The sequence below is a fragment of the Clostridium gelidum genome, assembly GCF_019977655.1.
In the GTDB taxonomy this organism is placed as follows: Bacteria; Bacillota; Clostridia; order Clostridiales; family Clostridiaceae; genus Clostridium; species Clostridium gelidum.
This window is the reverse complement of sequence record NZ_AP024849.1, coordinates 641,400-664,550: the sequence shown is the minus strand read 5'-3', so window position 1 is coordinate 664,550 and position 23,151 is coordinate 641,400. Positions and strand designations below refer to the sequence as shown.

Genomic DNA, 23,151 nt, shown 5'->3' with positions numbered 1-23,151 from the left:
TTCTCCTTTCAATTACTCTTCAAACTCTTCTTTAGTTATTATATCTCTAATTCTATGCTTTAAAGCTGAATATCGTTCTATACTATTTGTATTATTAATCATATACATTAATGCTTTTTGAAATCCAACTACAACCACCAATTGTTTTGCCCTTGTGATTCCTGTATAAAGTAAATTACGATTCATTAAAAAAGGTGATCCCATAAATACAGGAATAATAACAACTTTAAATTCACTTCCTTGACTCTTGTGGATGGTAGTTGCATATGCTAAATCTAATTCATCTAGAAAGCTAAAATCATAAATAATTTTTCTTTCATCATCAAATATAATGGTTAACGCTTTCCTCTCTTCATCGATGCTTTCAATAAAACCTAAATCACCATTAAATACTCCAGCACCTTCACTTTCTCCAAATCCATTTGCTCTAACCCACTTTAAAGTATAATTATTCTTTGTTTGCATGACTTTATCGCCTTCTCTAAATACTATATCTCGAGAAGTTTTTTCTTTCTTATCTTTTGATGGTGAATTAAATACTTTTTGAAGACTAGTGTTCAAATTATTAACTCCAAGTGTTCCTTTTCTCATAGGAGTTAGCACTTGCATATCCTTTAGTATATCCCAAGATTTATTAAATTTAGGAAGTCTTCTGTTCATTAAATCTATTATTGTATTTAAAATTTTATCTTGATCATTTTCATTAATAAAAAAGAAATCCTTATCTTTTTGATTTAACAAGGGCATTTCACCCTGATTAATCTTATGTGCATTTATAACAATTAAGCTTTCTGCACCTTGTCTAAATATTTCTTTTAATCTTACCACTTTTATATATTCACTCTCTATAAGGTCTTTTAATACGTTTCCTGGTCCAACAGAAGGCAATTGATCAACATCCCCAACAATTATAAGTCTTGTGCCCAAATTGATTGCTTTAAGCAGATTCTGCATTAGCATTATATCAATCATAGATGCTTCATCAATTATTATTACATCACAATCTAATGGTGATGATTCTCCCTTTTCAAAAACTGATTCATCTTCTTCTGAAACACCCATTTCTAAAAGTCTATGTATTGTTTTTGCCTCTCTTCCTGTAGATTCAGTCATTCTTTTAGCTGCTCTTCCAGTTGGAGCTCCAAGTATTACTTTCATACCATTATTTTCATAAATATGGATTATAGCCCTTATAATTGTCGTTTTACCCGTTCCAGGACCACCTGTGATTATTTCTATACCATTATTAAATGCACCAAGAATTGCTTCTCTTTGAGACTCTGCAAACTGTATTTTATGCTCCTTTTCAAAAACATCAACTTCAAAATCAACATCTGAATTTATAGTTTGTATTTGTTGCAATCCCAAAGTAATAATTTTACTCGTTACCCCAAGTTCACAATAATAATATTGAAGTAAAAATCCAATTTCAACATCATCTATCTTTTCAATAATTATTTTTTGCTGCGCTGCCATATCATATATATTTTTTTCAATTAATTCCTTAGATATCAATAAATTTTTTTCACATTCTTCTATTATATTACTTTTAGGCATAAATGTATTTCCCGTAGCACAAAACTGATTCATTACATACTTAATTCCACTTTGAATCCTAAATTCTGAGATACTCTCTACTCCAATGCTCATGGCAATTCTATCTGCTGTTTTAAATCCAATACCTGAAATTTCATCACATAATATATAAGGATTATCTGATACTATTTGTTTTGCATTTGATCCAAATTTCTTATAAATTTTAATACATTGATTATTAGTTACTCCATGTTTATTGAAATATAAAATCACATTTTTAAGACCTTGCTGTTCTATATAAGACTCATATATAATTTGAAACTTTTTCTCTCCTATACCTTCTATCTCCATTAGTCTTTCAATGTGATTTTCCATTATATCTAAGGTTTGTTTACCAAATTGTTCTATTATCTTCTTAGCTGTAACTGGTCCAATTCCATGTATTATTCCCGCACTTAAATACTTTTCTATTCCATCTAAGGAAGTTGGAATAAGTTCTTCATAATCTTGAATATTAAATTGATTTCCAAACTGCTTATGTACTGTCCAGTATCCTGTTAATTTGACATTTTGACCTTCCTTTATAAAAGGAACTGTCCCTACAGCACTAACTAACTCTTTTTCATTCCTAATTTTACAAACTACATAACCAGTATCTTCACTTTTAAAAACAATGTTCTCAACAAAACCATTTAGAACTTCCATAGAATCTCTCCAAATCTTTTATATAATATTTACTCATATTCTTGACAATATAACTTAATTCTAACACAAATCTTAATTTCAAAATTTCACTTTTATTTTTCTTTTTCAATTATATCATAATATATATGTTGCAAAATGATTCTTCATTTCAAATTTAAGAAATTCTGTAAGAATTTCATCCACAATTGTCAATTGTAAATTGCAATATATATATACTTTAAAATAATTAAACATTGCTCGTTGTCCATTACCGATTATTTTCTTATATCTACTTATTTTTTAATCTGTAGAGAATTTGTTCCTTAATTTTGCATTGTAAAAGTTCCTATGTATCTAAAAAGAGCTGTCTCAAAATAAATTTGAGACAGCTCTTATATTATTCTATAAATATTTTTTTATTTCTTCTACTTTATTTAATTGCTCCCATGGTAAGTTAAGATCATTTCTTCCAAAATGTCCATAAGCAGCTGTTTGTTTGTAGATTGGTCTTCTTAAGTCAAGATCTCTTATTATAGCTCCTGGTCTTAAGTCAAATACTTTTTCTACTATTTCAGCTACCTTATCTTCTCCAATTTTTCCTGTTCCAAAAGTATCTACTTCAATAGAAACCGGCTTTGCAACACCTATTGCATATGCTAATTGGATTTCTAACTTGTCAGCAACTCCTGCAGCAACTAAATTCTTAGCTACCCATCTTGCAGCATATGCAGCTGATCTATCTACCTTTGTTGGATCTTTTCCTGAGAAAGCTCCACCACCATGTCTACCATATCCACCATATGTGTCAACAATTATCTTTCTTCCAGTTAATCCTGAATCTCCTTGAGGTCCTCCAACAACAAATCTTCCTGTTGGATTAATGAAATATTTAGTTTCATCATCTAATAATTCTGCTGGTACAACAGCTTGAATTACATATTTTTTTAGATCTTCTTGAATTTGTTTTAAAGTAACTTTTTCATCATGTTGTGTAGATATTACAATGGTATCAATTCTCTTTGGTTTATTGTCTTCATATTCAACAGTAACTTGAGTTTTACCATCTGGTCTTAAATAACTTAATGTGTTGTTCTTTCTTACTTCTGTAAGCTTTCTTGATAATTTATGAGCCATAAATATTGGAAGTGGCATAAATTCTTCTGTTTCATTAGTTGCAAAACCAAACATCATACCTTGATCTCCAGCTCCAACTGCTTCAACATCATCCTTTTCACCTGCTCTAGATTCAAATGCTTCATTTACACCCATAGCAATATCTGCTGATTGTTCATCTATTGCTGTAATAACGGAACAAGTGTCACAATCAAAGCCATACTTAGCTCTATCATATCCAATTTCTCTTACAGTTTCTCTAACTACTTTAGGAATATCAACATAACAATTTGTTGATATTTCTCCCATTACCATAACCATACCTGTAGTTGTGCATGTTTCACAAGCAACTCTAGCAAGTGGATCTCTTGCTAAAATAGCATCTAAAATACCATCTGAAATTTGGTCACACATCTTATCTGGATGTCCTTCTGTAACTGATTCTGAAGTAAATAACTTTTTCATACTTTTCTCCCCTCAACTTAACTTTTTATCATTTCTTATAATTTTATTTTCTCTTAACAAAATATATATGCTTAACTTTTAAAATGTAATATAGCTTTACTCGCGATTAAATACTATATTGTTATATAATTACAAATTTGTTGCTAATCATTTGGAATTTTTATTATTCTTTCGTAATTTAAGTCTGTACAAACTTATAAATTGAAATAAAAAAAACCCTTCGATAAGAAGAGTGCGATTTTAATAATCCTTTTCTTATCTCGTAGAAATATATCTACAGGAATTGGCACCTTATATAATACAGGTTGCCGGGTTTCATAGGGCCCTTTCCCTCCACCTCTCTTGATAAGAGTTCTATATTTAATTTTCAACAGTATTCTATCATAAAATTTATAATTAGTCAACATTTCAAATTAATCTTTTTGTCCTATGATTGTTTTTTGTTTTTATACATTTTTTTGTTCTCTGATTTAATTTTTCCTTATTGTTAAGTAAAAATATAACTTCAAACACCCCATATAGTTATATGCTCTTTTTATTTGTTGACAAATAAAAAAGAATAAACTAAGTTTATTCTTTTCTTGGTGGAGGAAGATGGATTCGAACCATCGAAACTAACGTAACAGATTTACAGTCTGCCCCCTTTGGCCACTCGGGAACTCCTCCATATTTAATTGTCATTACAATGCAAGTTTTTCACCTATCTATTTTCTTGCATTATCTTACTGGAGCTGGCAATAGGAATCGAACCTACAACCTGCTGATTACAAGTCAGCTGCTCTACCGTTGAGCCATGCCAGCACATTGTTTAGTTAAGAGTAAGAGTTAAGAATTAACAGTTAACAAGTAATAGTTATAAACTTTGTTTTAAATGGTGGGCACAACAGGGTTCGAACCTGTGACCCCCTGCTTGTAAGGCAGGTGCTCTCCCAGCTGAGCTATGCGCCCATTTTAATGGTGGAGGAAGATGGATTCGAACCATCGAAACTAACGTAACAGATTTACAGTCTGCCCCCTTTGGCCACTCGGGAACTCCTCCATATTTAATTGTTGTTATAATACAAGTTTTTCACCTATCTATTTTCTTGCATTATCTTACTGGAGCTGGCAATAGGAATCGAACCTACAACCTGCTGATTACAAGTCAGCTGCTCTACCGTTGAGCCATGCCAGCACATTGTTTAGTTAAGAGTAAGAGTTAAGAATTAACAGTTAACAAGTAATAGTTATAAACTTCGTTTTAAATGGTGGGCACAACAGGGTTCGAACCTGTGACCCCCTGCTTGTAAGGCAGGTGCTCTCCCAGCTGAGCTATGCGCCCATTTTAATGGTGGAGGAAGATGGATTCGAACCATCGAAACTAACGTAACAGATTTACAGTCTGCCCCCTTTGGCCACTCGGGAACTCCTCCATATTTAGTTATTTAAAACTATTGATTTATTACCAATCAACAATGATTAGTATATCTTCAAAAAGCTTTTATTTCAACTCCCATATCACTCAATCTAGTCAAATTAAGTCTTTTTTTCTCTAAATTACTGCAAAATACTCTTGTTTAATATAGTGATCCTATTTTTTTTATCTTTTGATCAATCCGCTCTAAATCCAGAAATGAAGAGCTTATTTCATGTATTTGTTTGTAATCTCCTGTTGTAAGTCTTTGCCTTAACAATGTAAAAATACTTACTACACCTTCTTCATCATTATAATCTTCGTAATACTCTTTTATTTTTCCTAAATCAAATGCAGATAATTTTTTAATTATTTTTTCTAGGTCTCTTTTATCATTAGATGATAATCTTTCTAATACTTTTCTCTTATCAAATTTATATACTGCTTGAGAATAAGATACAGCTTCCTTACTAACCTCTTCTTGAGTCACACACTTACTTTGTGGCTCCCAATAAAATATTAAATAAATATTTGTTATTACTATACAAACTGAAAATAAACATATTAATTTTTTTTTCATATTTACCTCCTTTCTTAGTATTATTTTCCACAAATTATTTTTTTATACTATTTTTTCTATATTTCTCATATATATATTTTATAAAGGGGGTATCTATCCTTGAATAAAGAAGATATTAATGTTAACTCTACCATCTCCTATAACTTAACTCTAGAAATCAAAGATTACATCACTAAAAATACTGTAATAGTTTGTATTGGCACTGACAAATGCATTGGAGATTGCTTAGGTCCTTTAGTTGGATCTATATTGACAGAAAACTTTTTCCCCCTACCCGTTTACGGAACTCTATCCACTCCAATTCATGCCTTAAATATAGATGAACGTTTAGATGAAATATATTCTAATCATCCTAATGCCTCTATAATCGGTGTTGATGCTTGCTTAGGTGATACTGAAGATATCGGAGAAATTCGTATAAGAGACTATGCAATACACCCTGGCAAAGGAGTTGGAAAAGAACTTCCTGAGGTTGGAATTGCATCAATTATAGGTATTGTCGATTCAATTAATAATTCTGAATTGTTTTTTTCACGTAGTATCCGACTTTCTTTTATTATGAACATGGCTAAAATTATATCTAGAGCATTTATCGAATCTTATAATTTAAATCGTGGACAGTTCCCTATGATTTAAGTGGCATTTAAAAATAAATAACAGTCAAAAATATATTTTTTCGACTGTTATTTACACATTATTCTATAAGAACTATTTGTTGTGAATTTACGTCACTATCTAGCTTATCTATATAACTAAGTACTTTACCAGTTCCCTTAGCAACACATTCAACAGAGTCGTCAGCAACAGTAGTTACCACTCCTGTTTTAAATTCTATAAGCTTATCTAAGCCATGTATTAATGCTCCTCCACCTGTCATTACTATTCCTCTTTCTATTATATCTGAAACTAACTCAGGTGGTGTTTTTTCTAATACTTTCTTTACTGTATCTACTATAATTTCTATAGGCTCTTTTATTGCATTTCTTATTTCTTCTGTCGTAATTTCTATTTCATCTGGCAATCCTGTTATAAGATTTCTTCCCTTCATCATGCATGCTAAGTTCCTAGAATTTTTGAACGCTGAACCAATATTTATTTTTAAATCTTCAGCAGTTTTTTCGCCTATCATCAATTTGTATTCGTTACGTACATATTTTATTATAGCATCATCAAATTTATCGCCAGCTACTTTTATTGATTCTCTTTCCACTACTCCACCTAATGAAATAACTGCAATATCACAAGTACCGCCTCCGATGTCTACTACCATACATCCATTTGGTTTAGTAATATCCAAGCCAGCTCCAATAGCTGCTGCTAATGGTTCCTCTATTAAATAAACTTTCTTAGCACCGGAGTTCATCGCTGCATCAATAACAGCTCTCTTTTCAACTTCTGTAGCTTGAGATGGTACACAAACAATCACTTTAGGTGCTCTAATATTTCGTTTTCCACATGCTTTCTTTATAAATTCTTTTAGCATCTTTTGTGTTATATCATAATCTGAAATAACTCCATCTCTTAATGGTCTTACTGCAATTATATTTCCAGGGGTTCTTCCTATCATTTTTCTTGCGTCTTCCCCTATAGCCAACAATTTATTATTATTTTTATTTATAGCTACAACAGAAGGTTCTTTTAATATTACCCCTTTACCTTTCACATAAACTAGTACAGTTGCTGTCCCTAAGTCAATTGCAAGGTCTGTCCCCGTTCTCCAAAAGCACATCTTTTATTCACTCCTATAATACATATTAATACCTATGTTTACATAATTCTACTAATATTATATTATAGACTTAATTTTATTAAGATTCAATAATTTTATATTTCATTTGTGTAGCCTTTCCACCTCGAATATGTCGTTCAGCCTTATTTAATTCTAAAATTAAATGTGTTTCTTCTGCAATTTCAGGATTGATTTTTAGAAGTCTCTCTGTCATATCTTTATGAATCGTGCTTTTACTAACACCAAAAACTTTAGCTGTTTTCCTTATTGTAGCTTTTGAATCTATAATATACTTTGCAACATCTAATACCCTTTCCTCAATATAATCTTTCAAAATACCACTTCCTTGATTTTATCTTTTATTAGTTTTTATCTTACAATTTTTTTATTCAAATAATTATTTTCTTATTAGTCATTCATTTTAATTAAAATGAATGACTAATATTTGTTTTTTATATGTCTAATATTTTACTTGGACTTTAATGTAAAATACTTTTCTGGATTAACTTGCTCGCCCTTAGCATCAATTACTTGTAAATTTAAAAATTCTCCAAATACTTCTTTACTAAATACCTTTGCAGTGTCTCCAACTTTAGCAATCACTTGATTTTCTTTAACCTTTTCTCCTTTTTTTACCAATACGTTTGAGTCAAGATTTCCATATCTTGTTTTTAATCCATTGGCATGTTTAATTTCTACAACTACGCCTTCTTCAACACCTGAATTTTCTATTAGTTCTACTATTCCTTCTGCTGCTGCCTTAACTTCAGTTCCTATTTTTGATTGTAAATTCACACCTCTAATGGTTCTATAAACACCTTCTTCCATCTTTACTGGTGCAGGGTAAGTATACTTTCTACTTTCAATACCCTCTATAGGATTTGAAAAGTTCATAGTATTAGTTGTAGCTACAGTAGTAGATTTTTCAGCCTTTGTTTTATCAACATTATTTTTGCTAGTATCAGGAGCCTTTTCTACTCTCTCTGCATTTGGAATCTCATTAATTGTTTTTTCCTCATTGCTAGAGTTCAACGTCAAATCTTTATTTATCTCTTCTACTTTATTAACTTCATTTTTACTACTAATCATTTTGTAGGAAATAGTTCCAACAGTAACTATTATGCAAAGACAAAGGAATAAAGCGATATAAAATCCCTCCTTCCTAATTAAATTTTTAAACTTTTCTTTTAAATTTTTGTCCAATATGAACACCTCCTATTGTTATAGTTCCCTTTTTATGAAAAATAATACATAAATATTTTTTTATTGTATTTTTATAATCCCAAATTTATGATTTCCATTTAAAATATTATTAATTTAGTTTAGATTATATCCAATTCCAAATTTTCTAAACAAAAAAATAGAAGCACTATCTATTTTTAGTTATCTAAAAACAGATAGTGTTTCTATCTGAGTAGGTTATTAATTTACACTAACAATTAATGTTTCAAATCATAGGTTTTCTTTATGTTAAAAGTTCTTAATTGCGCTTAAAAAGTTCTTTTTTATACTCACACTTTTTATCGGTGGGTACTTTTTTCTAAGGTGTAAATTTTATTTTTTGAATTTCAACTCCACTATAGTAATGTTTAAGAATCTCATCATATTTCGCCCCATTTTGTGCCATGGCATTTGCTCCCCATTGACTCATTCCAACCCCGTGCCCATAACCTATACAATTTATTTTTACTATATCTTTTTCAAAATCAAATTTGAAATTTGTTGAATTTAAATTAAATAATTCTCTAAATTCAGTTCCTTTTAATGTCTTATCACCAATTTTAATTTCTTTAACGCTTCCTGATTCAGTATAACTTTCAATTTTAATTAGCAACGATAAATTACTTTTTTTTAAATTAGCAGTAGAATACTTTGCATTGATTTTATTTATAAATTCACCTATAGGAATTTGTATAGTGGTTTTATATTTAGGTGCAATTTCTTCTCCTTTACTTTCTTCAGATTTTAAGTAGGGTACATCCATTGAAAAAACATCCTTTGCATCTTCAGTTTTACCCGAACTAATCGCAAAAAATTGTGGATATTTTAACACTAAATCGTCATAAGTAAGAACTTGAGACTTTGTATCTAGAACTGCTTTTTTTATCTTATCCCAGTTAATCTCCGCCTGACTACTACTCCATTTAGCTATTCGCTCTTCTTTATTCATATATACTTGGCAATTAGTTGTATCACAAATTTCAGCACCTTTATTTTTTGCATCTTTGCATGGATCGTTTCTTCTATTCATATAAAATGTCCTTGCAGCTATTGCCTGAGCTTTTAAAGCTTCTTCATTAAAATTTGCTGGAACTTCGCTTGCTACAACTCCCATTATATATTCTTCTAAATCTAGTTCCTCTATTTTATCTTCTTCTTTACGATAAATTTTAACTTTGCCGTTAATCGGAAATATTATTTCCGAACTATTAACTATATTGTTATTATTTAAATTAAAAACATTAATACTTTCTTTACTTACTCTTAAAAAAATTAACGGTAATACTATTAATATAGCAAAAATAATTAAAGTTATAATAGTAATTATCTTTATGCTACTATCAATTTTTATATTTGTAATTTTCATTACTCGACCTCCTAAAACATGCACTATAAAGTATATGTTTTAGTTTTATTATTATGATAATTATGTTAACTTAAAAATGGCATGTTAAATTTGGATGCACAATGTACCGTTCACATGTAAGAATCTAGGTTTTCTATTCCATTCTTCTAACTTGCTCTGTGAGTTTATTCGCCCATTGTGCATTAGTCATTAATTAAAAATATATCTCTAAGTAAATTTGAAAACTTTACTTTAAGTTAATCAATTTTGAAAAGTCTATTATTTTTTTATACATCTATTCTGTATATTTCTGCTCCCAAACTTCTAAATTTGTCCTCAATATTAACATAGCCTCTATCAATATGATAAATATCACTTATTTCTGTTTTACCTTCTGCTATTAATCCACTTAGTATCATCGCTGCTCCAGCTCTTAAATCTGTTGCTCTAACTTCACACCCTGTAAATTTAGATACTCCTTCAATTATAGCAATTCTGCCATCAATTTTTATATTCGCACCCATTCTATTAAGTTCAACAACATGCATAAATCTATTTTCAAAAACTGTTTCTGTAATAACACTGACTCCTTCAATTACAGATAATAAGCTCATCATTTGAGCTTGCATATCAGTTGGAAATCCTGGATATGGAAGTGTCTTTATATCTAATGGTTTCTTAGGACCTCTTCCATCTACTATTACAGAATCATTCTTATAATCACTAAAAATAATTCCGCACTCTTTTAATTTCTCTATTACAGGCCTTAAATGCTCTTCATTTACTCCGTTAATCTTTATTTTGCTATTTGTAATAGCAGCCGCTATCATAAATGTTCCAGCTTCTATCCTGTCATATATAGGCGTATAATTTATTCCTTTTAAGCTTTTTACCCCATCTATTGTTATTTTGCCAAGTCCTGCACCTTTTATCTTAGCACCCATCTTATTTAAAAATCTTGCTAGATCCCATATTTCTGGTTCTTCCGCTGCATTTTCTATTATTGTTGTGCCTTCTGCAAAAACTGATGCCATCATAATATTTTCTGTTGCACCAACTGAAGGAAAATCTAAGTATATTCTACTTCCAATCATCTTTTTTGCTTTTACTTCTACAAATCCATGACCTATTATGACATCAGCTCCAAGTAGCTTAAATCCTTTTAGGTGCAAATCTATCGGTCTACTGCCTATATTGCATCCACCCGGTAGTGATAATTTGCAATACCCAAATCTAGCAAGCATAGGTCCCATAATTAAAAATGATGCTCTCATTTTTCTCATAAGCTCTGCATTAGCATCCATTTCCACTATATTCTTTGTATCTATCGTTAATTTATTATTCAAATTTGAAATATGAACATCACAGTTTAATTCACTTAATAACTTGCAAATAACTTCTACATCTTCTAATCTAGGTGCATTATCTATAACTATAGATTCTGGACACAATATAGTTGCTGCTATTATTGGTAAAATCGAATTTTTTGCGCAGCTTATATCAACTTCACCCTTAAGTTCTTTTACTCCTTTAACTACTATTTTCTCCATATTATCCTCCATATTAAATTGTTAGACATCTTAAAATAACATTCCAAATATTCGGAATATATTTTATATCAGGCAAATACGTGAATTTTACCTAGCACAAGCTATTAGCAAAATTCACTCAAATAGTATGATATAAAACAAACAATCTACTTGGATCTTTTTAAAGATGCTTTAGTATATTGCAAATATTATTGGTGTTCCAATTATTATATGAGATCCCGTATTATACCTAATTATTGCCAAATTAATTTTTTCTCCATTACTTAAATATCCATTTCCTGTATAACCATTATTAATTCTTAATAAATTTATTTTTTGTATATTGTTTTCATTTGCTAATTTGTCTATAGAATAATTATTATCCAGATCCTTTTCTTTTCCTTCATAGTAAAATAAGTATTGTATGTTTTCTGATTCTTGATCTTCTAATTTTTGAAGTATACTTTTCAAATCTACTGTTGTATACTTAGCATTTTCATTTATTAATGTTATTTCAACATAAGTATATTTATCTTCACACCACAGTTTTATATTAGTATGAAAATTATTATCAAAGGTTTCAAACTGATTTTTATTAATTTCTCTATAGTCACCATTTATCTTTTTAATTAAATATTGTTTTATCCTATCACTTTCTTTTTCAATATTATCTCTTGTTTTATATTGAAGTTTTACACCATTTTCTTGAAATTCACTTACACTTCTTATATTTGTTTCTAAAGCACTAAATGAATTTTTAGAATTAATTACTTCCTTCGAAACAGCTCCAATATTAAAAAAAGATAATAATATAAAAATTAGTATACTGAATTTTACCTTCATAGTAATCCCCCCCTAATTTATCTTTTTTTAATTATGAACATCTCTTTCAATTTTTATTCTCTTTATATCGAGTTATATATATATAATATAAATTTATTAAATTTTTGTGATAGATTGTCAATATCTAGAATAAAAATATAAAAAAATTAAAGGGGCTGTTGCAAAACTAACGTAGTTAGTTTTGTGGCAGCTCATTTTTTTATAAAAAAAATAAAAAATGTGAATTCAAAAGAATTCACATTTTTAGTATAATTAAATTATGTTAAAAACCAAATTATACAATAAAAATTATAATCAATTTAATGATAATTATCAACTTATATTACCATTAAATTTAGAAAACTTAATACCAGAAGATGATTCAGTCCGCTTGCTAAGCCATATATTGGAGGGATTAAATTATACAAAGTTGTATCAGGCGTACTCTTCCGTTGGAAGAAAACCGGCAGTGGAACCAAAAATCATGTTCAAAATAGTATCGTATGCTTATTCTCAAAATGTTTATTCTAGTAGAAAAATAGAGAAAGCATGCAAAAGAGATATAAATTTCAAGTGGCTACTTCAAGGCTATAAAGCACCTGATCATGCTACCATTAGTAGATTCCGTAAAGAATATCTTTCAAATGAAGTAATTGAAGATTTATTTTATCAACAAGTTAAATATCTAGCAGCTCAAAATGAAATATTATTTGAAAATGTATTTATTGATGGTACTAAAATCGAAGCGAATGCCAATCGTTATACTTTTGTTTGGAAGAAATCCATTTATAAAAATGAGGCAAAAATGTTTGATAAGATTCTTACTCTTGCTGAAAATATCAATCTTGAAGAATCGAGAGACTTTATTGCTAAAAAAGAAACATTGATAGATGATATTGATAAAATTCTCGAATGGCTTTTATATGAAAAAGATAAAAGAAACATAGAGTTTGTTCACGGTATTGGTAAAAGAAAAACTGCAATTCAGAAATGGATAGAGCAACTATTTGAATATAAAGAAAGACAAGAAAAATATAATTTCAGTAAAAACATATTATCAAAAAGAAATAGTTATTCTAAAACTGATACAGATGCAACTTTTATGCGTATGAAAGATGACCATATGAGAAATGGTCAATTGAAACCTGCATATAATGCACAAATCGCAGTTGAAAGTGAATACGTAACCGGGGTCGGAATATTTGATGATAGAAATGATATAGCAACATTAATACCTATGCTTAATAATATGCAAGAAAAAATTGGGTATAAATATCTTAATGTAATTGCAGATTCTGGTTACGAAAGTGAGGAGAACTATTTATTTTTAGAATCTAACAATCAAACTCCGTATATAAAACCACAAACTTATGAAAAGTGGAAAAAAAGAAGTTTTAAAAATGATATTAGTAAACGTGAAAACATGAAATATGATGCAGAATCAGATTTATATATTTGCCATAATGGTAGAAAGTTGATTCCGACCTCTATTATTAATAGAAAATCCGCCAGTGGATACAAATCAGAGGCTACTATCTATGAGTGTGAAAGTTGTGATAACTGTGCTCATAAATCGAAGTGCACGAAAGCAAAAGGAAATAGAAAGATGCAAGTTTCAAAAACTTTTGTGGAAAAGCGTGAAATATCTTATAGAAATATCACAACTGAATTTGGAACTAAATTAAGAATGAACAGATCTATTCAGGTCGAAGGAGCATTTGGAGTTCTAAAAAGTGATTATGAATTCAATAGATTTTTAACACGTGGAAAAAATAGTGTTAAAACTGAATTTATTTTGCTTTGTTTTGGCTACAACATTAACAAATTGCATTCAAAAATACAAAATGAAAGAACCCAAAATCATCTTCATGAATTAAAATCTACTGCCTAATTATGGAATAAAATAAGTAGGCTTATTTGAGTGCGCTTGAAATTCAGAAATCTCCCCAAAATTGATTTGATATTTCAATTTTGGGGAGATTTCTTTCTTTGAATCGAAAAGGAGCATCGCTCCTGATCGAAAATCAATCATTTTGCGACACTCCCTTTAATTTTTATTAAATTCTATTTATTATTAGATTTCTTTAATATTAACCTTTGTTTCGCTCTAGATAATGCTGATTCTGCTCTATCTTTATTATACTTATCAGCTTCCTCTAGCCTTTTTTTTGCTCTTGTCATTGCTTCTTCTGCTCTTATTTCATCAATATCTTCTTCAAATTCAGCCGCATCACTACATATTGTCATTTCATTTGTAGTAATATGCACGATTGATGTTGAAATAAATAATTGATCTTCAACGCCCTTAGAATCTTTAAATTTAGCAATACAAGGTATAGTACTTGATATCATATTTTCATGGCTTGCTAATACTTCAAAGTCTCCATCAGTATTTTTTAAAAATACTTTTTCAACTTCGCTATTATAAACCTCATGATTTGGTGTAATAATTTTTAGTAAAAAGGTACTAGCCATTATTGCTCATCCCCTATCCTAAACTTTTTGCTTTTTCTATAACATCGTCAATAGATCCTGCAAATAAGAATGCTGATTCTGGCAAAGTATCATATTTACCTTCAAGAATTTCTTTAAATCCTCTTATTGTTTCTTTTATCGGAACATATTTACCTTTCATTCCAGTAAATTGTTCAGCAACTGTAAATGATTGAGATAAGAACCTTTGTATTCTTCTTGCTCTAGCTACAACTGCCTTATCGTCATCTCCTAATTCATCTACACCTAAGATAGCTATAATATCTTGTAATTCTTTATATTTTTGAAGAACATTCTTAACATCCGAAGCTACTTTATAGTGCTCTTCTCCAACTATTCTTGGATCTAATATCCTTGATGTAGATTCTAGTGGATCTACTGCAGGATATATACCAAGTTCAGCTATACTTCTAGATAAAACTGTTGTTGCATCTAGATGTGAGAATGTTGTTGCTGGTGCTGGATCTGTTAAGTCATCTGCTGGAACATATACAGCTTGAACTGATGTAATAGAACCATTAACTGTTGATGTAATTCTTTCTTGTAATGCTCCCATTTCAGTTGCAAGTGTTGGTTGGTATCCAACTGCTGAAGGTGTTCTTCCAAGTAATGCTGAAACTTCAGAACCTGCTTGAGTATATCTGAATATGTTATCTATGAATAATAATACATCTTGACCTTTATCTCTAAAGTATTCTGCCATAGTTAAACCAGTTAATGCAACTCTCATTCTAGCACCTGGTGGTTCATTCATTTGTCCAAATACCAATGCAGTTTTACTGATAACTCCTGATTCCATCATTTCATGATATAAATCATTACCTTCTCTTGATCTTTCACCAACTCCAGTAAATACTGATAATCCACCATGTTCTTTAGCTATATTGTTTATTAATTCTTGGATTAAAACTGTTTTACCAACTCCAGCTCCTCCAAATAGACCTATCTTACCACCTTTTTGATATGGTGCAAGTAAATCTACAACCTTAATTCCTGTTTCAAACATCTCTGGCTCAACTGCTAGATCTTTAAATGCAGGAGCTGGTCTATGAATTGGATATCTTTCCTTTATATTTACTTCTCCACAATTATCAATAGGCTCTCCTAAAACATTAAACAATCTTCCGAGTACTTCTTCACCTACTGGAACAGAAATAGGACTTCCTGTATCAACAGCATCCATTCCTCTTTTTAAGCCTTCTGTAGCTGACATGGCAATTGTCCTAACTATATCGTCTCCAACATGTTGCTCAACTTCAGCTACTAATTCATGATCTCCCATCATAATAATAATTGCATTATATAAATTAGGAAGAGAATCTGAATCAAACTTTATATCTATTACCGGTCCAATTACTTGAACTACTTTTCCTATCTTTCCAGGCATAAGATACCTCCTTACTATTTTTGAGCTGCCGCTCCTCCAACAATTTCACTTATTTCGGCTGTAATAGCACCTTGTCTAATTCTATTATATTTAAGTTTTAAATCAGACAATAAATCATTTGCATTTTTTGTAGCTCCATCCATAGCCGTCATTCTTGAACTTTGTTCACTACATTTAGAACTTAATAAAATACCTCTGATTTTTCCTTTTAGATAAATATTAAGAGCATCTTCTAATACCAATTCTAAATTCGGCTCAATAAGACTTTTATTTATTTTGCCTTCAATTTTTTCTATAGGTAAAATTTTATCTACTTTTGTTTCTTGTCTAACTGGTGATATAAAATTTGAATACACAATATTTACTTCTGAAACTTCCTCATTGATAAACATTTGAAGAGCTTTATCAAATATTACTTTTGCTTCTCTTACTGTAGGTAAATCTGAAATATCAACATATTCTCCTACAGTATCAAATTTAGCCCTTTTAACATAACCAATTCCTCTGTTTCCAACTACAATAATTTTAGCATTGCTTTTTTTATCTCCAATTAAAGTTCCTAAGTACGATACTACATTACCATTGAATCCACCACATAATCCTGAATCAGATGTCATTACTACATATAATTTATTTTCACTTTTATTTCCATCAAAATAAATATTAGCACCCTCTTCTGAAGCACTTGTTGCAAGATTTTTCACTATTGGTTCAGTTGATTCAATAAACTTATTATTTACTAATAATTCTTTTCTAGATTTTCTAAGCTTTGAAGTGGCAACAAGCCCCATGGCATTTGTAATTTTTTTTGTATTTTCTACTGACTTAATTCTTTTTTTAATATCAAGAAGTCCAGCTGCACCCATGATTTTCACCTCCTAAAGAAGGGCATAGCTCAAATTTAAGCTATGCTTCTTGTAAAAATACCTTTTTAAATTCAACTATTGCTTCCTCTAACTCAGATTTTATTTCATCAGTTAAAGTTTTTCCTGTAATAATTGATTTTTCAATTTCTCTATGATGAGTATCTAAATATTCTAAATATTCTTTTTCGAATTTTTTTATATCGCCAACCTTAATGTCTGATAAGAAATCATTAACTGCAGCATATAATATTGCAATTTGTTTTCCAACTTCTAGTGGGCTATATTGATCTTGCTTTAATATTTCAACTAGTCTCTTACCTTTTTGAAGTCTTCTACTAGAATCGTTATCTAAATCAGATCCAAATTGAGAAAAAGCTTCTAATTCTCTGTATTGTGCAAGTTCTAGTCTTAATGTACCACTAACTTGTTTCATAGCTTTAATTTGTGCATTACCACCAACTCTTGATACTGATATACCTGCATTTACAGCTGGTCTTTGTCCTGCAAAGAATAAATCGGATTCTAGGAATATTTGTCCATCTGTAATTGATATAACATTAGTTGGTATATAAGCTGTAACATCTCCAGCTTGAGTTTCTATAATTGGAAGAGCTGTTAATGATCCACTACCTAATTCTTTCGATAATTTGGCTGCTCTTTCAAGTAATCTTGAATGAATATAGAAAACATCTCCTGGATAAGCCTCTCTACCTGGTGGTCTCTTAAGTAGTAGTGACATTGCTCTGTACGCTACTGCATGTTTAGAAAGATCATCGTATACAATTAATACATCTTTTCCTTGATGCATAAAATACTCTCCCATACTACATCCAGCATATGGAGCAATATATTGTAATGGTGCAGATTCTGATGCTGTAGAACTAACTACGATAGTATAATCCATAGCACCCATTTCAGTGAAAGTATTCACTATATTAGCTACTGTAGATTGTTTTTGACCGATAGCTACATATATGCAGATAACACCTTTACCTTTTTGATTTATGATAGTATCTGTACCTATTGCTGTTTTACCAGTTTGCCTGTCTCCTATTATAAGTTCTCTTTGTCCTCTACCAATTGGAATCATTGAGTCAATTGCTTTAATTCCTGTTTGTAATGGTTCATTAACTGAGCTTCTATCTATTATACTAGGAGCATGAATTTCAATAGGTCTAGTTTCAGATGTAATTACTGGTCCCTTACCGTCTATAGGTATTCCTAATGCATTAACAACTCTACCAAGTAATTTTTCTCCAACTGGAACTTCAACTACCTTACCAGTTCCTTTAACGATATCGCCTTCTTTTATTCCCTTTTCTTCTCCTAAAAGTACGCAGCCAACGTTATCTTGTTCAAGATTTAAAACCATCCCATATACTTCATTAGGGAATTCTAGCAATTCCCCTTCCATACAATTATCTAATCCATAAACTCTTGAAACTCCATCACCAATTGTGATTATAGTACCAGAATCTACTGTTTGAATTTCTTTTTCATATTTTTCTATTTCTTTTTTTATGATAGAAGTTATTTCTTCTGGTTTAATATTCATGGATTCACCTCTATTCCTTCTTAAGCATTAAAACTTTCATTTCTTCTATCTTTGATTTAATAGTATCATCAATAACATCATTTCCAATTTTTACATAAACTCCACCTAAAAGATTTTTGTCTACTTCAGTATCGAACCTAATAGTCTTATCATACTTATCTTCAAAAATAAGTTTTAATTTTTCTAATTCATCTGGTAAAATTGGTATAGCAGTTTTAACTACACCTTTTATAATATTTTTTCTTTCCAGATCAATTTTTTCCATTTCATTCAGTTTTTCTTTTAAATAAAGTATTCTATTTTTTTCAATTAATATAATCATAAAAGAAAGTAATTCATCGTCAATTCTTCCTTTAAATAAATCAGTAAAAATTTCTTTCTTTTTTATTGTATTAATTTTAGGATGTTTAATCACCTCATAAAAATCTTTATTATTGTCAAACAAATCACATATTTCTCTTAAATCTTTTAAATATTCATCAACTTTGCCTTTTTCTTCAGCGACTTCATAAATAGCTAAGGCATATCGCCTATCTAAATATTCATACATATTACATACCTACCTTAGCAATAAAATCACCTATAAGTTTTCTATGAGTATCTTCATCAATTTTTTGTTCTAATGCTTTAATTGAAAGTTCTACTGCTAAATATACTGCTTGCTTTTTGATTTCATATTCAGCTTTTTCTTTTTCTCTTTCAATTTCTAACTTAGCTCTTTCTTTTAATGAAATTGCTTCATTCTTGGCATCATCAATGATTTCTTCATAAACTTTATCGCCTTTTTGCTTTTGTCTTTCAGTAATCTTTTTACCTTCTTCTTTAGCAGATTGTAATATACTTTCATTTTTAAGCAAATACATTCTAGCTTTTTCAGAATCCTCATCTGCCTTGGATAACTTAGCATCTACATAATTTTGTCTTTCTGCAATTATTCCTTTTAGCTTATCCCAAAAGAAATATTTCATAATCAGAATTATAATACCAAAGTTGACCCAATTCATTATTAGCGTCGATTTCTCTATATCCATTTTTTACCTATATCCTCCCTTCGGAGTCAACATAATTAACTCATGCGAATTTATTATTTAGTTATTGCTATTAATGCTATGATTAACCCGTAAATTGCTGTTGCTTCTGAAAGTGCTGCTCCTAAGATTAACATAGTTTGAATTTTTCCAGATGCTTCTGGTTGTCTACCAACAGCTTCTGCTGCCTTTCCTGTCGCTATTCCAATACCTATTCCTGCTCCAATTCCTGATAATACAGCTATTCCAGCTGCTAGAACTGATAAATTCATTAATAATTCCTCCTCAAAATAATAATTAACCTAGTCTAATTTTTAGTGTTCTCCTATTACTTTAATATTGATCATAGTCAGCATTGCAAAGACTATCATTTGAATTGCTCCATCAAACAAATCAAAATATAGATGTACAAATATTGGCGAACCAAATTGAGCAAGCATTCCCATTGACCCTAGTGCTGAATATACTAATTTCACTAGTACTACTGCTGCAACCATGTTACCAAAAAGCCGAAGTGATAATGATACTAGAAGTACAAATCTCTCCATTATATTAATTGGTAGCATAAATGCAAATGGATGCACTAATCCCTTTCCATATCCCAAAAGTCCATTTCTCTTAATAGCATTTAGATTCACAACTAAGAAAGTAACTATTGCAAATGATACGGTTACGCTTAAATCTGCTGTAGGTGGTTCAATACCTATTAATCCAGTAAAATTTAAAATTAGTAAATAAATCATTAGCGTTCCTATGTAAGGTAAAAATGATTCATACTCTTCCCCCATAATATTCACTACGAGGTCACGTATAGATTGATAAATTTTTTCTAAAGCTGATTGTGTTTTACTAGGTTTTAACTTTAGATTTTTTGTTAATAGAAAAGCACCTATCCCTAAAATCAAAATAACAATCCATTCTATTACTATGCTTGTTGTAAGATTAAATGTAAAGCTACCAATGTCTTTAGAAAATATAGGTAAAATGGGCTCCAACCTAAACACTTCCTTTCCTATTTTTTATGCCAAAAACTATAAGCATTATTATGTAGTGTGTAATAAATCCTATGACATAAAATACTATACGATTTGTATTTTTTACGAAAGGTATTATACTAATTATTATAAATCCCATCCTTAAAAAATAACATGCAATAATAAACAATTGTTTTTTGTTTTGTCCTAGATACTTTGAAATAACATATCCACTAACAAAAAAATTTATTGTTGCTACACTTATACCTGCTAAATAACTTCCTGCATTCATGAAAGTAGAAATTATTCCTATAACTAAAGATATAAATAATCCACTTACTAAATCATATTGTACCATATGTAGAAGTAACTTATTCATCTCTTTATTCATGTCTAACCTCCTTACCTTCAATATGAGTTATTATATCTTTATCTTTATCTTTAATAAAATACTATTTTAAGGTAAAATTCGCTATTTTTTCGTTTTAAATGAATTTATACGCCTTATACTACTAAATACTCAGTTAATATAAGGTATATCTCCATTTTTCTTGATTTTTGAATAATAAATTTTATCACCATTCATTTTTCTGAATATTTCGAAACATGAATAAAGTTTATTTTATTCATGTTAACATTTTCATTACATTAATTACCATAGGATTTTAATAATACTATAATTTTGAGATAAATACTTCTACTTTTTGTTTTTTATAACAATCTGTTCACTCTTATCTTTTTTGTATTAGTGAATATATAAATTAGTTCTTATTCAATATTTATTTTTTTATAAGCATATAATCACTATATAATATCAATATTCTTAACGTTAAGTCCTTATCCGGACTATGTTACAAAGTAATCAAAACGCCTTGTGATTTTTATTGTTTTTTAATATTTCATTTTTATAGGGTTTATTGAAAATCATAGTGTTACCTAAGTGCTATTATAATATTGAATATAGTTAATCGATACCTTAAATTTCTACAATCAATTCTATTTTTCAGACCAACCTGTTTCTATTTAAATATGCATGTATATTTGCTTTCTTTATAAACTTTATAACTTTATACTTATCTGTGTATAAATTTGAAATCAATAAAAAAAAGGTTCCTATGATTAATATCATAGTAACCTTTTTCACAATAAAATGCAAACGTCTATTAAACTCTTTCAACTATAATAGCTGTTCCCATTCCTCCACCTATACAAAGTGTTGCAAGTCCTTTTTTAGCATCTCTCTTTTCCATTTCATGAAGAAGAGTAACTAAAATTCTTGCTCCTGATGCTCCAACTGGATGCCCTAAAGCAATAGCTCCACCATTTACGTTTACTTTTGACATATCAAACTTTAAATCTTTAGCAACTGCTAAACTTTGAGCTGCAAAAGCTTCATTAGCTTCAATTAAGTCTAAATCATCTACTGTTATGTTAGCTTTTTCTAAAGCTTTCTTAGTTGCATGGAATGGTCCATATCCCATTATAGCTGGATCTAATCCCTTTGATCCATAAGAAAGGATCTTAACTAATGGTTTAAGTCCTAGTTCCGCTGCTTTTTCTGCACTCATAACAACAAATGCTGCTGCTCCGTCATTAATTCCTGAAGCATTACCTGCTGTTACTGTACCATCTTTAATAAAAGCTGGCTTTAATTTTCCTAAAGTTTCTGCTGTTGATCCAAATCTTGGGAACTCATCTGTATCAAATACTTTTGGTTCTCCTTTTCTTTGTGGAATAACAACTGGAACTATTTCGTCTTTGAATCTTCCTGATGTAACTGCTGCTTCAGCCTTTTGTTGTGATGATGCTGCAAATTCATCTTGTTCTTGTCTTGTTAATCCCCATTGTTTAGCTATATTTTCAGCTGTGTTACCCATATGATAGTTATTAAAAGAATCCCACAATGCATCATTTATCATTGTGTCGACCATTTTGCCATCGCCCATTCTTTGTCCCCATCTAGCACTTTTTAATACATACGGAGCTTGTGACATACTTTCCATACCACCTGCAACAATAACATCTGCATCTCCAGCTTTAATCATTTGAGCTGCTAAACTAACTGCTCTAAGTCCTGACCCACATACTTTATTTATTGTCATAGCTGAAACTTCTTGTGGCAATCCTGATTTAATAGTTGCTTGTCTAGCTGTATTTTGTCCAAGTCCTGCTTGAATTACATTTCCCATAATAACTTCTTCAACTAATTCCGGTTTAACACCAGCTCTTTTTACTGCTTCTTTAATTACTAAAGCTCCTAAATCTACTGCTGATACATCTTTAAGTGACCCGCCAAAACTGCCTACTGCTGTTCTTACTGCACTTACAATAACTACGTCTCTCATGTTTGACCTCCTAAAATCTTATAAATTATTTTATTAACATTCGTTAAACTATTAACATGACTTAATTATAACATTATTATTTCTTT

The 23,151-nt window shown here is 30.0% G+C and carries 21 protein-coding genes, 7 tRNA genes and 1 riboswitch; of the genes, 2 read left to right on the top strand and 26 right to left on the bottom strand.

Translation table 11 applies throughout. The features are described from left to right. Positions 1-12: 12 nt before the first annotated feature. The 10 genes from recD2 to psyc5s11_RS03145 form a co-directional block, all read right to left on the bottom strand. Complete coding sequence (gene recD2, locus psyc5s11_RS03190; RefSeq protein ID WP_224036193.1) at positions 13-2,241, bottom strand: SF1B family DNA helicase RecD2; 2,229 nt, start codon at positions 2,239-2,241, stop codon at positions 13-15. A 381-nt stretch (positions 2,242-2,622) separates the two neighbouring features. After that, positions 2,623-3,798 (bottom strand): methionine adenosyltransferase, encoded by a 1,176-nt coding sequence (gene metK / locus psyc5s11_RS03185; protein ID WP_224036192.1) that lies wholly within the window; start codon positions 3,796-3,798, stop codon positions 2,623-2,625. Between the two features lie 252 nt (positions 3,799-4,050). Next, a riboswitch (SAM riboswitch) is annotated at positions 4,051-4,150 on the bottom strand. A gap of 230 nt (positions 4,151-4,380) precedes the next feature. Further along, positions 4,381-4,464: transfer RNA gene (locus psyc5s11_RS03180), tRNA-Tyr, on the bottom strand. A gap of 60 nt (positions 4,465-4,524) precedes the next feature. Then, positions 4,525-4,599 (bottom strand) — tRNA-Thr (locus tag psyc5s11_RS03175). Positions 4,600-4,670: 71 nt separating this feature from the next. After that, positions 4,671-4,746 (bottom strand) — tRNA-Val (locus psyc5s11_RS03170). Positions 4,747-4,753: 7 nt separating this feature from the next. Next, a tRNA-Tyr gene (locus psyc5s11_RS03165) sits at positions 4,754-4,837 on the bottom strand. Between the two features lie 60 nt (positions 4,838-4,897). Next, a tRNA-Thr gene (locus psyc5s11_RS03160) sits at positions 4,898-4,972 on the bottom strand. A 71-nt stretch (positions 4,973-5,043) separates the two neighbouring features. Continuing rightward, a tRNA-Val gene (locus psyc5s11_RS03155) sits at positions 5,044-5,119 on the bottom strand. A 7-nt stretch (positions 5,120-5,126) separates the two neighbouring features. Then, a tRNA-Tyr gene (locus tag psyc5s11_RS03150) sits at positions 5,127-5,210 on the bottom strand. Between the two features lie 144 nt (positions 5,211-5,354). Further along, positions 5,355-5,771, bottom strand: a complete 417-nt coding sequence (locus psyc5s11_RS03145) for a hypothetical protein (RefSeq protein WP_224036191.1) — start codon at positions 5,769-5,771, stop codon at positions 5,355-5,357. Between the two features lie 99 nt (positions 5,772-5,870). On the opposite strand from psyc5s11_RS03145, the gene yyaC reads away from it, so the two are divergent. After that, positions 5,871-6,407, top strand: coding sequence for a spore protease YyaC (gene yyaC / locus psyc5s11_RS03140; RefSeq protein WP_224036190.1), 537 nt, complete (start codon positions 5,871-5,873; stop codon positions 6,405-6,407). A 58-nt stretch (positions 6,408-6,465) separates the two neighbouring features. Here yyaC and mreB read toward each other — a convergent pair whose 3' ends face one another. The 6 genes from mreB to psyc5s11_RS03110 all read right to left on the bottom strand — a co-directional run bounded on the left by mreB (position 6,466) and on the right by psyc5s11_RS03110 (position 12,438). Further along, positions 6,466-7,500, bottom strand: a complete 1,035-nt coding sequence (gene mreB, locus psyc5s11_RS03135; RefSeq protein ID WP_224036189.1) for a rod shape-determining protein — start codon at positions 7,498-7,500, stop codon at positions 6,466-6,468. A gap of 79 nt (positions 7,501-7,579) precedes the next feature. Beyond that, complete coding sequence (gene spoIIID, locus psyc5s11_RS03130; RefSeq protein WP_224036188.1) at positions 7,580-7,834, bottom strand: sporulation transcriptional regulator SpoIIID; 255 nt, start codon at positions 7,832-7,834, stop codon at positions 7,580-7,582. A 134-nt stretch (positions 7,835-7,968) separates the two neighbouring features. Further along, positions 7,969-8,703, bottom strand: a complete 735-nt coding sequence (locus tag psyc5s11_RS03125; protein ID WP_224036187.1) for a M23 family metallopeptidase — start codon at positions 8,701-8,703, stop codon at positions 7,969-7,971. A 337-nt stretch (positions 8,704-9,040) separates the two neighbouring features. After that, positions 9,041-10,087 (bottom strand): stage II sporulation protein D, encoded by a 1,047-nt coding sequence (spoIID, locus tag psyc5s11_RS03120; RefSeq protein WP_224036186.1) that lies wholly within the window; start codon positions 10,085-10,087, stop codon positions 9,041-9,043. Between the two features lie 266 nt (positions 10,088-10,353). After that, entirely contained in the window at positions 10,354-11,616 is a 1,263-nt protein-coding gene (gene murA / locus psyc5s11_RS03115; protein ID WP_224036185.1) for a UDP-N-acetylglucosamine 1-carboxyvinyltransferase, read from the bottom strand. Positions 11,617-11,787: 171 nt separating this feature from the next. Further along, entirely contained in the window at positions 11,788-12,438 is a 651-nt protein-coding gene (locus psyc5s11_RS03110) for a hypothetical protein (RefSeq protein ID WP_224036184.1), read from the bottom strand. Between the two features lie 259 nt (positions 12,439-12,697). Between psyc5s11_RS03110 and psyc5s11_RS03105 the strand changes: the two genes are divergently transcribed. Further along, the gene (locus psyc5s11_RS03105; protein ID WP_224036183.1) at positions 12,698-14,308 is read left to right on the top strand and encodes an IS1182 family transposase; all 1,611 of its coding nucleotides are present in this window, start codon (positions 12,698-12,700) and stop codon (positions 14,306-14,308) included. Between the two features lie 173 nt (positions 14,309-14,481). Here psyc5s11_RS03105 and atpC read toward each other — a convergent pair whose 3' ends face one another. The 10 genes from atpC to psyc5s11_RS03055 all read right to left on the bottom strand — a co-directional run bounded on the left by atpC (position 14,482) and on the right by psyc5s11_RS03055 (position 23,065). Continuing rightward, a complete protein-coding gene (atpC, locus tag psyc5s11_RS03100) occupies positions 14,482-14,892 on the bottom strand; it encodes an ATP synthase F1 subunit epsilon (RefSeq protein ID WP_224036182.1) in 411 nt (136 codons plus the stop codon). 13 nt (positions 14,893-14,905) lie between these two features. Further along, a complete protein-coding gene (atpD, locus tag psyc5s11_RS03095; RefSeq protein ID WP_224036181.1) occupies positions 14,906-16,297 on the bottom strand; it encodes a F0F1 ATP synthase subunit beta in 1,392 nt (463 codons plus the stop codon). Positions 16,298-16,311: 14 nt separating this feature from the next. Beyond that, a complete protein-coding gene (gene atpG / locus psyc5s11_RS03090) occupies positions 16,312-17,163 on the bottom strand; it encodes an ATP synthase F1 subunit gamma (RefSeq protein ID WP_224036180.1) in 852 nt (283 codons plus the stop codon). Positions 17,164-17,203: 40 nt separating this feature from the next. Further along, positions 17,204-18,718, bottom strand: coding sequence for a F0F1 ATP synthase subunit alpha (gene atpA, locus psyc5s11_RS03085; RefSeq protein ID WP_224036179.1), 1,515 nt, complete (start codon positions 18,716-18,718; stop codon positions 17,204-17,206). 10 nt (positions 18,719-18,728) lie between these two features. Next, positions 18,729-19,268 carry a F0F1 ATP synthase subunit delta gene (locus tag psyc5s11_RS03080; RefSeq protein ID WP_224036178.1) on the bottom strand — a complete coding sequence of 180 codons (540 nt, stop codon included), beginning with the start codon at positions 19,266-19,268 and terminating at the stop codon, positions 18,729-18,731. A 1-nt stretch (position 19,269) separates the two neighbouring features. Then, positions 19,270-19,749, bottom strand: coding sequence for a F0F1 ATP synthase subunit B (locus psyc5s11_RS03075; protein ID WP_224036177.1), 480 nt, complete (start codon positions 19,747-19,749; stop codon positions 19,270-19,272). Between the two features lie 53 nt (positions 19,750-19,802). Next, positions 19,803-20,018, bottom strand: a complete 216-nt coding sequence (atpE, locus tag psyc5s11_RS03070) for an ATP synthase F0 subunit C (RefSeq protein ID WP_224036176.1) — start codon at positions 20,016-20,018, stop codon at positions 19,803-19,805. Positions 20,019-20,060: 42 nt separating this feature from the next. Then, the gene (locus psyc5s11_RS03065) at positions 20,061-20,741 is read right to left on the bottom strand and encodes a F0F1 ATP synthase subunit A (RefSeq protein WP_224036175.1); all 681 of its coding nucleotides are present in this window, start codon (positions 20,739-20,741) and stop codon (positions 20,061-20,063) included. A 1-nt stretch (position 20,742) separates the two neighbouring features. Beyond that, complete coding sequence (locus psyc5s11_RS03060) at positions 20,743-21,111, bottom strand: hypothetical protein (protein ID WP_224036174.1); 369 nt, start codon at positions 21,109-21,111, stop codon at positions 20,743-20,745. 772 nt (positions 21,112-21,883) lie between these two features. After that, complete coding sequence (locus tag psyc5s11_RS03055) at positions 21,884-23,065, bottom strand: acetyl-CoA C-acetyltransferase (RefSeq protein WP_224036173.1); 1,182 nt, start codon at positions 23,063-23,065, stop codon at positions 21,884-21,886. Positions 23,066-23,151 lie beyond the last annotated feature (86 nt).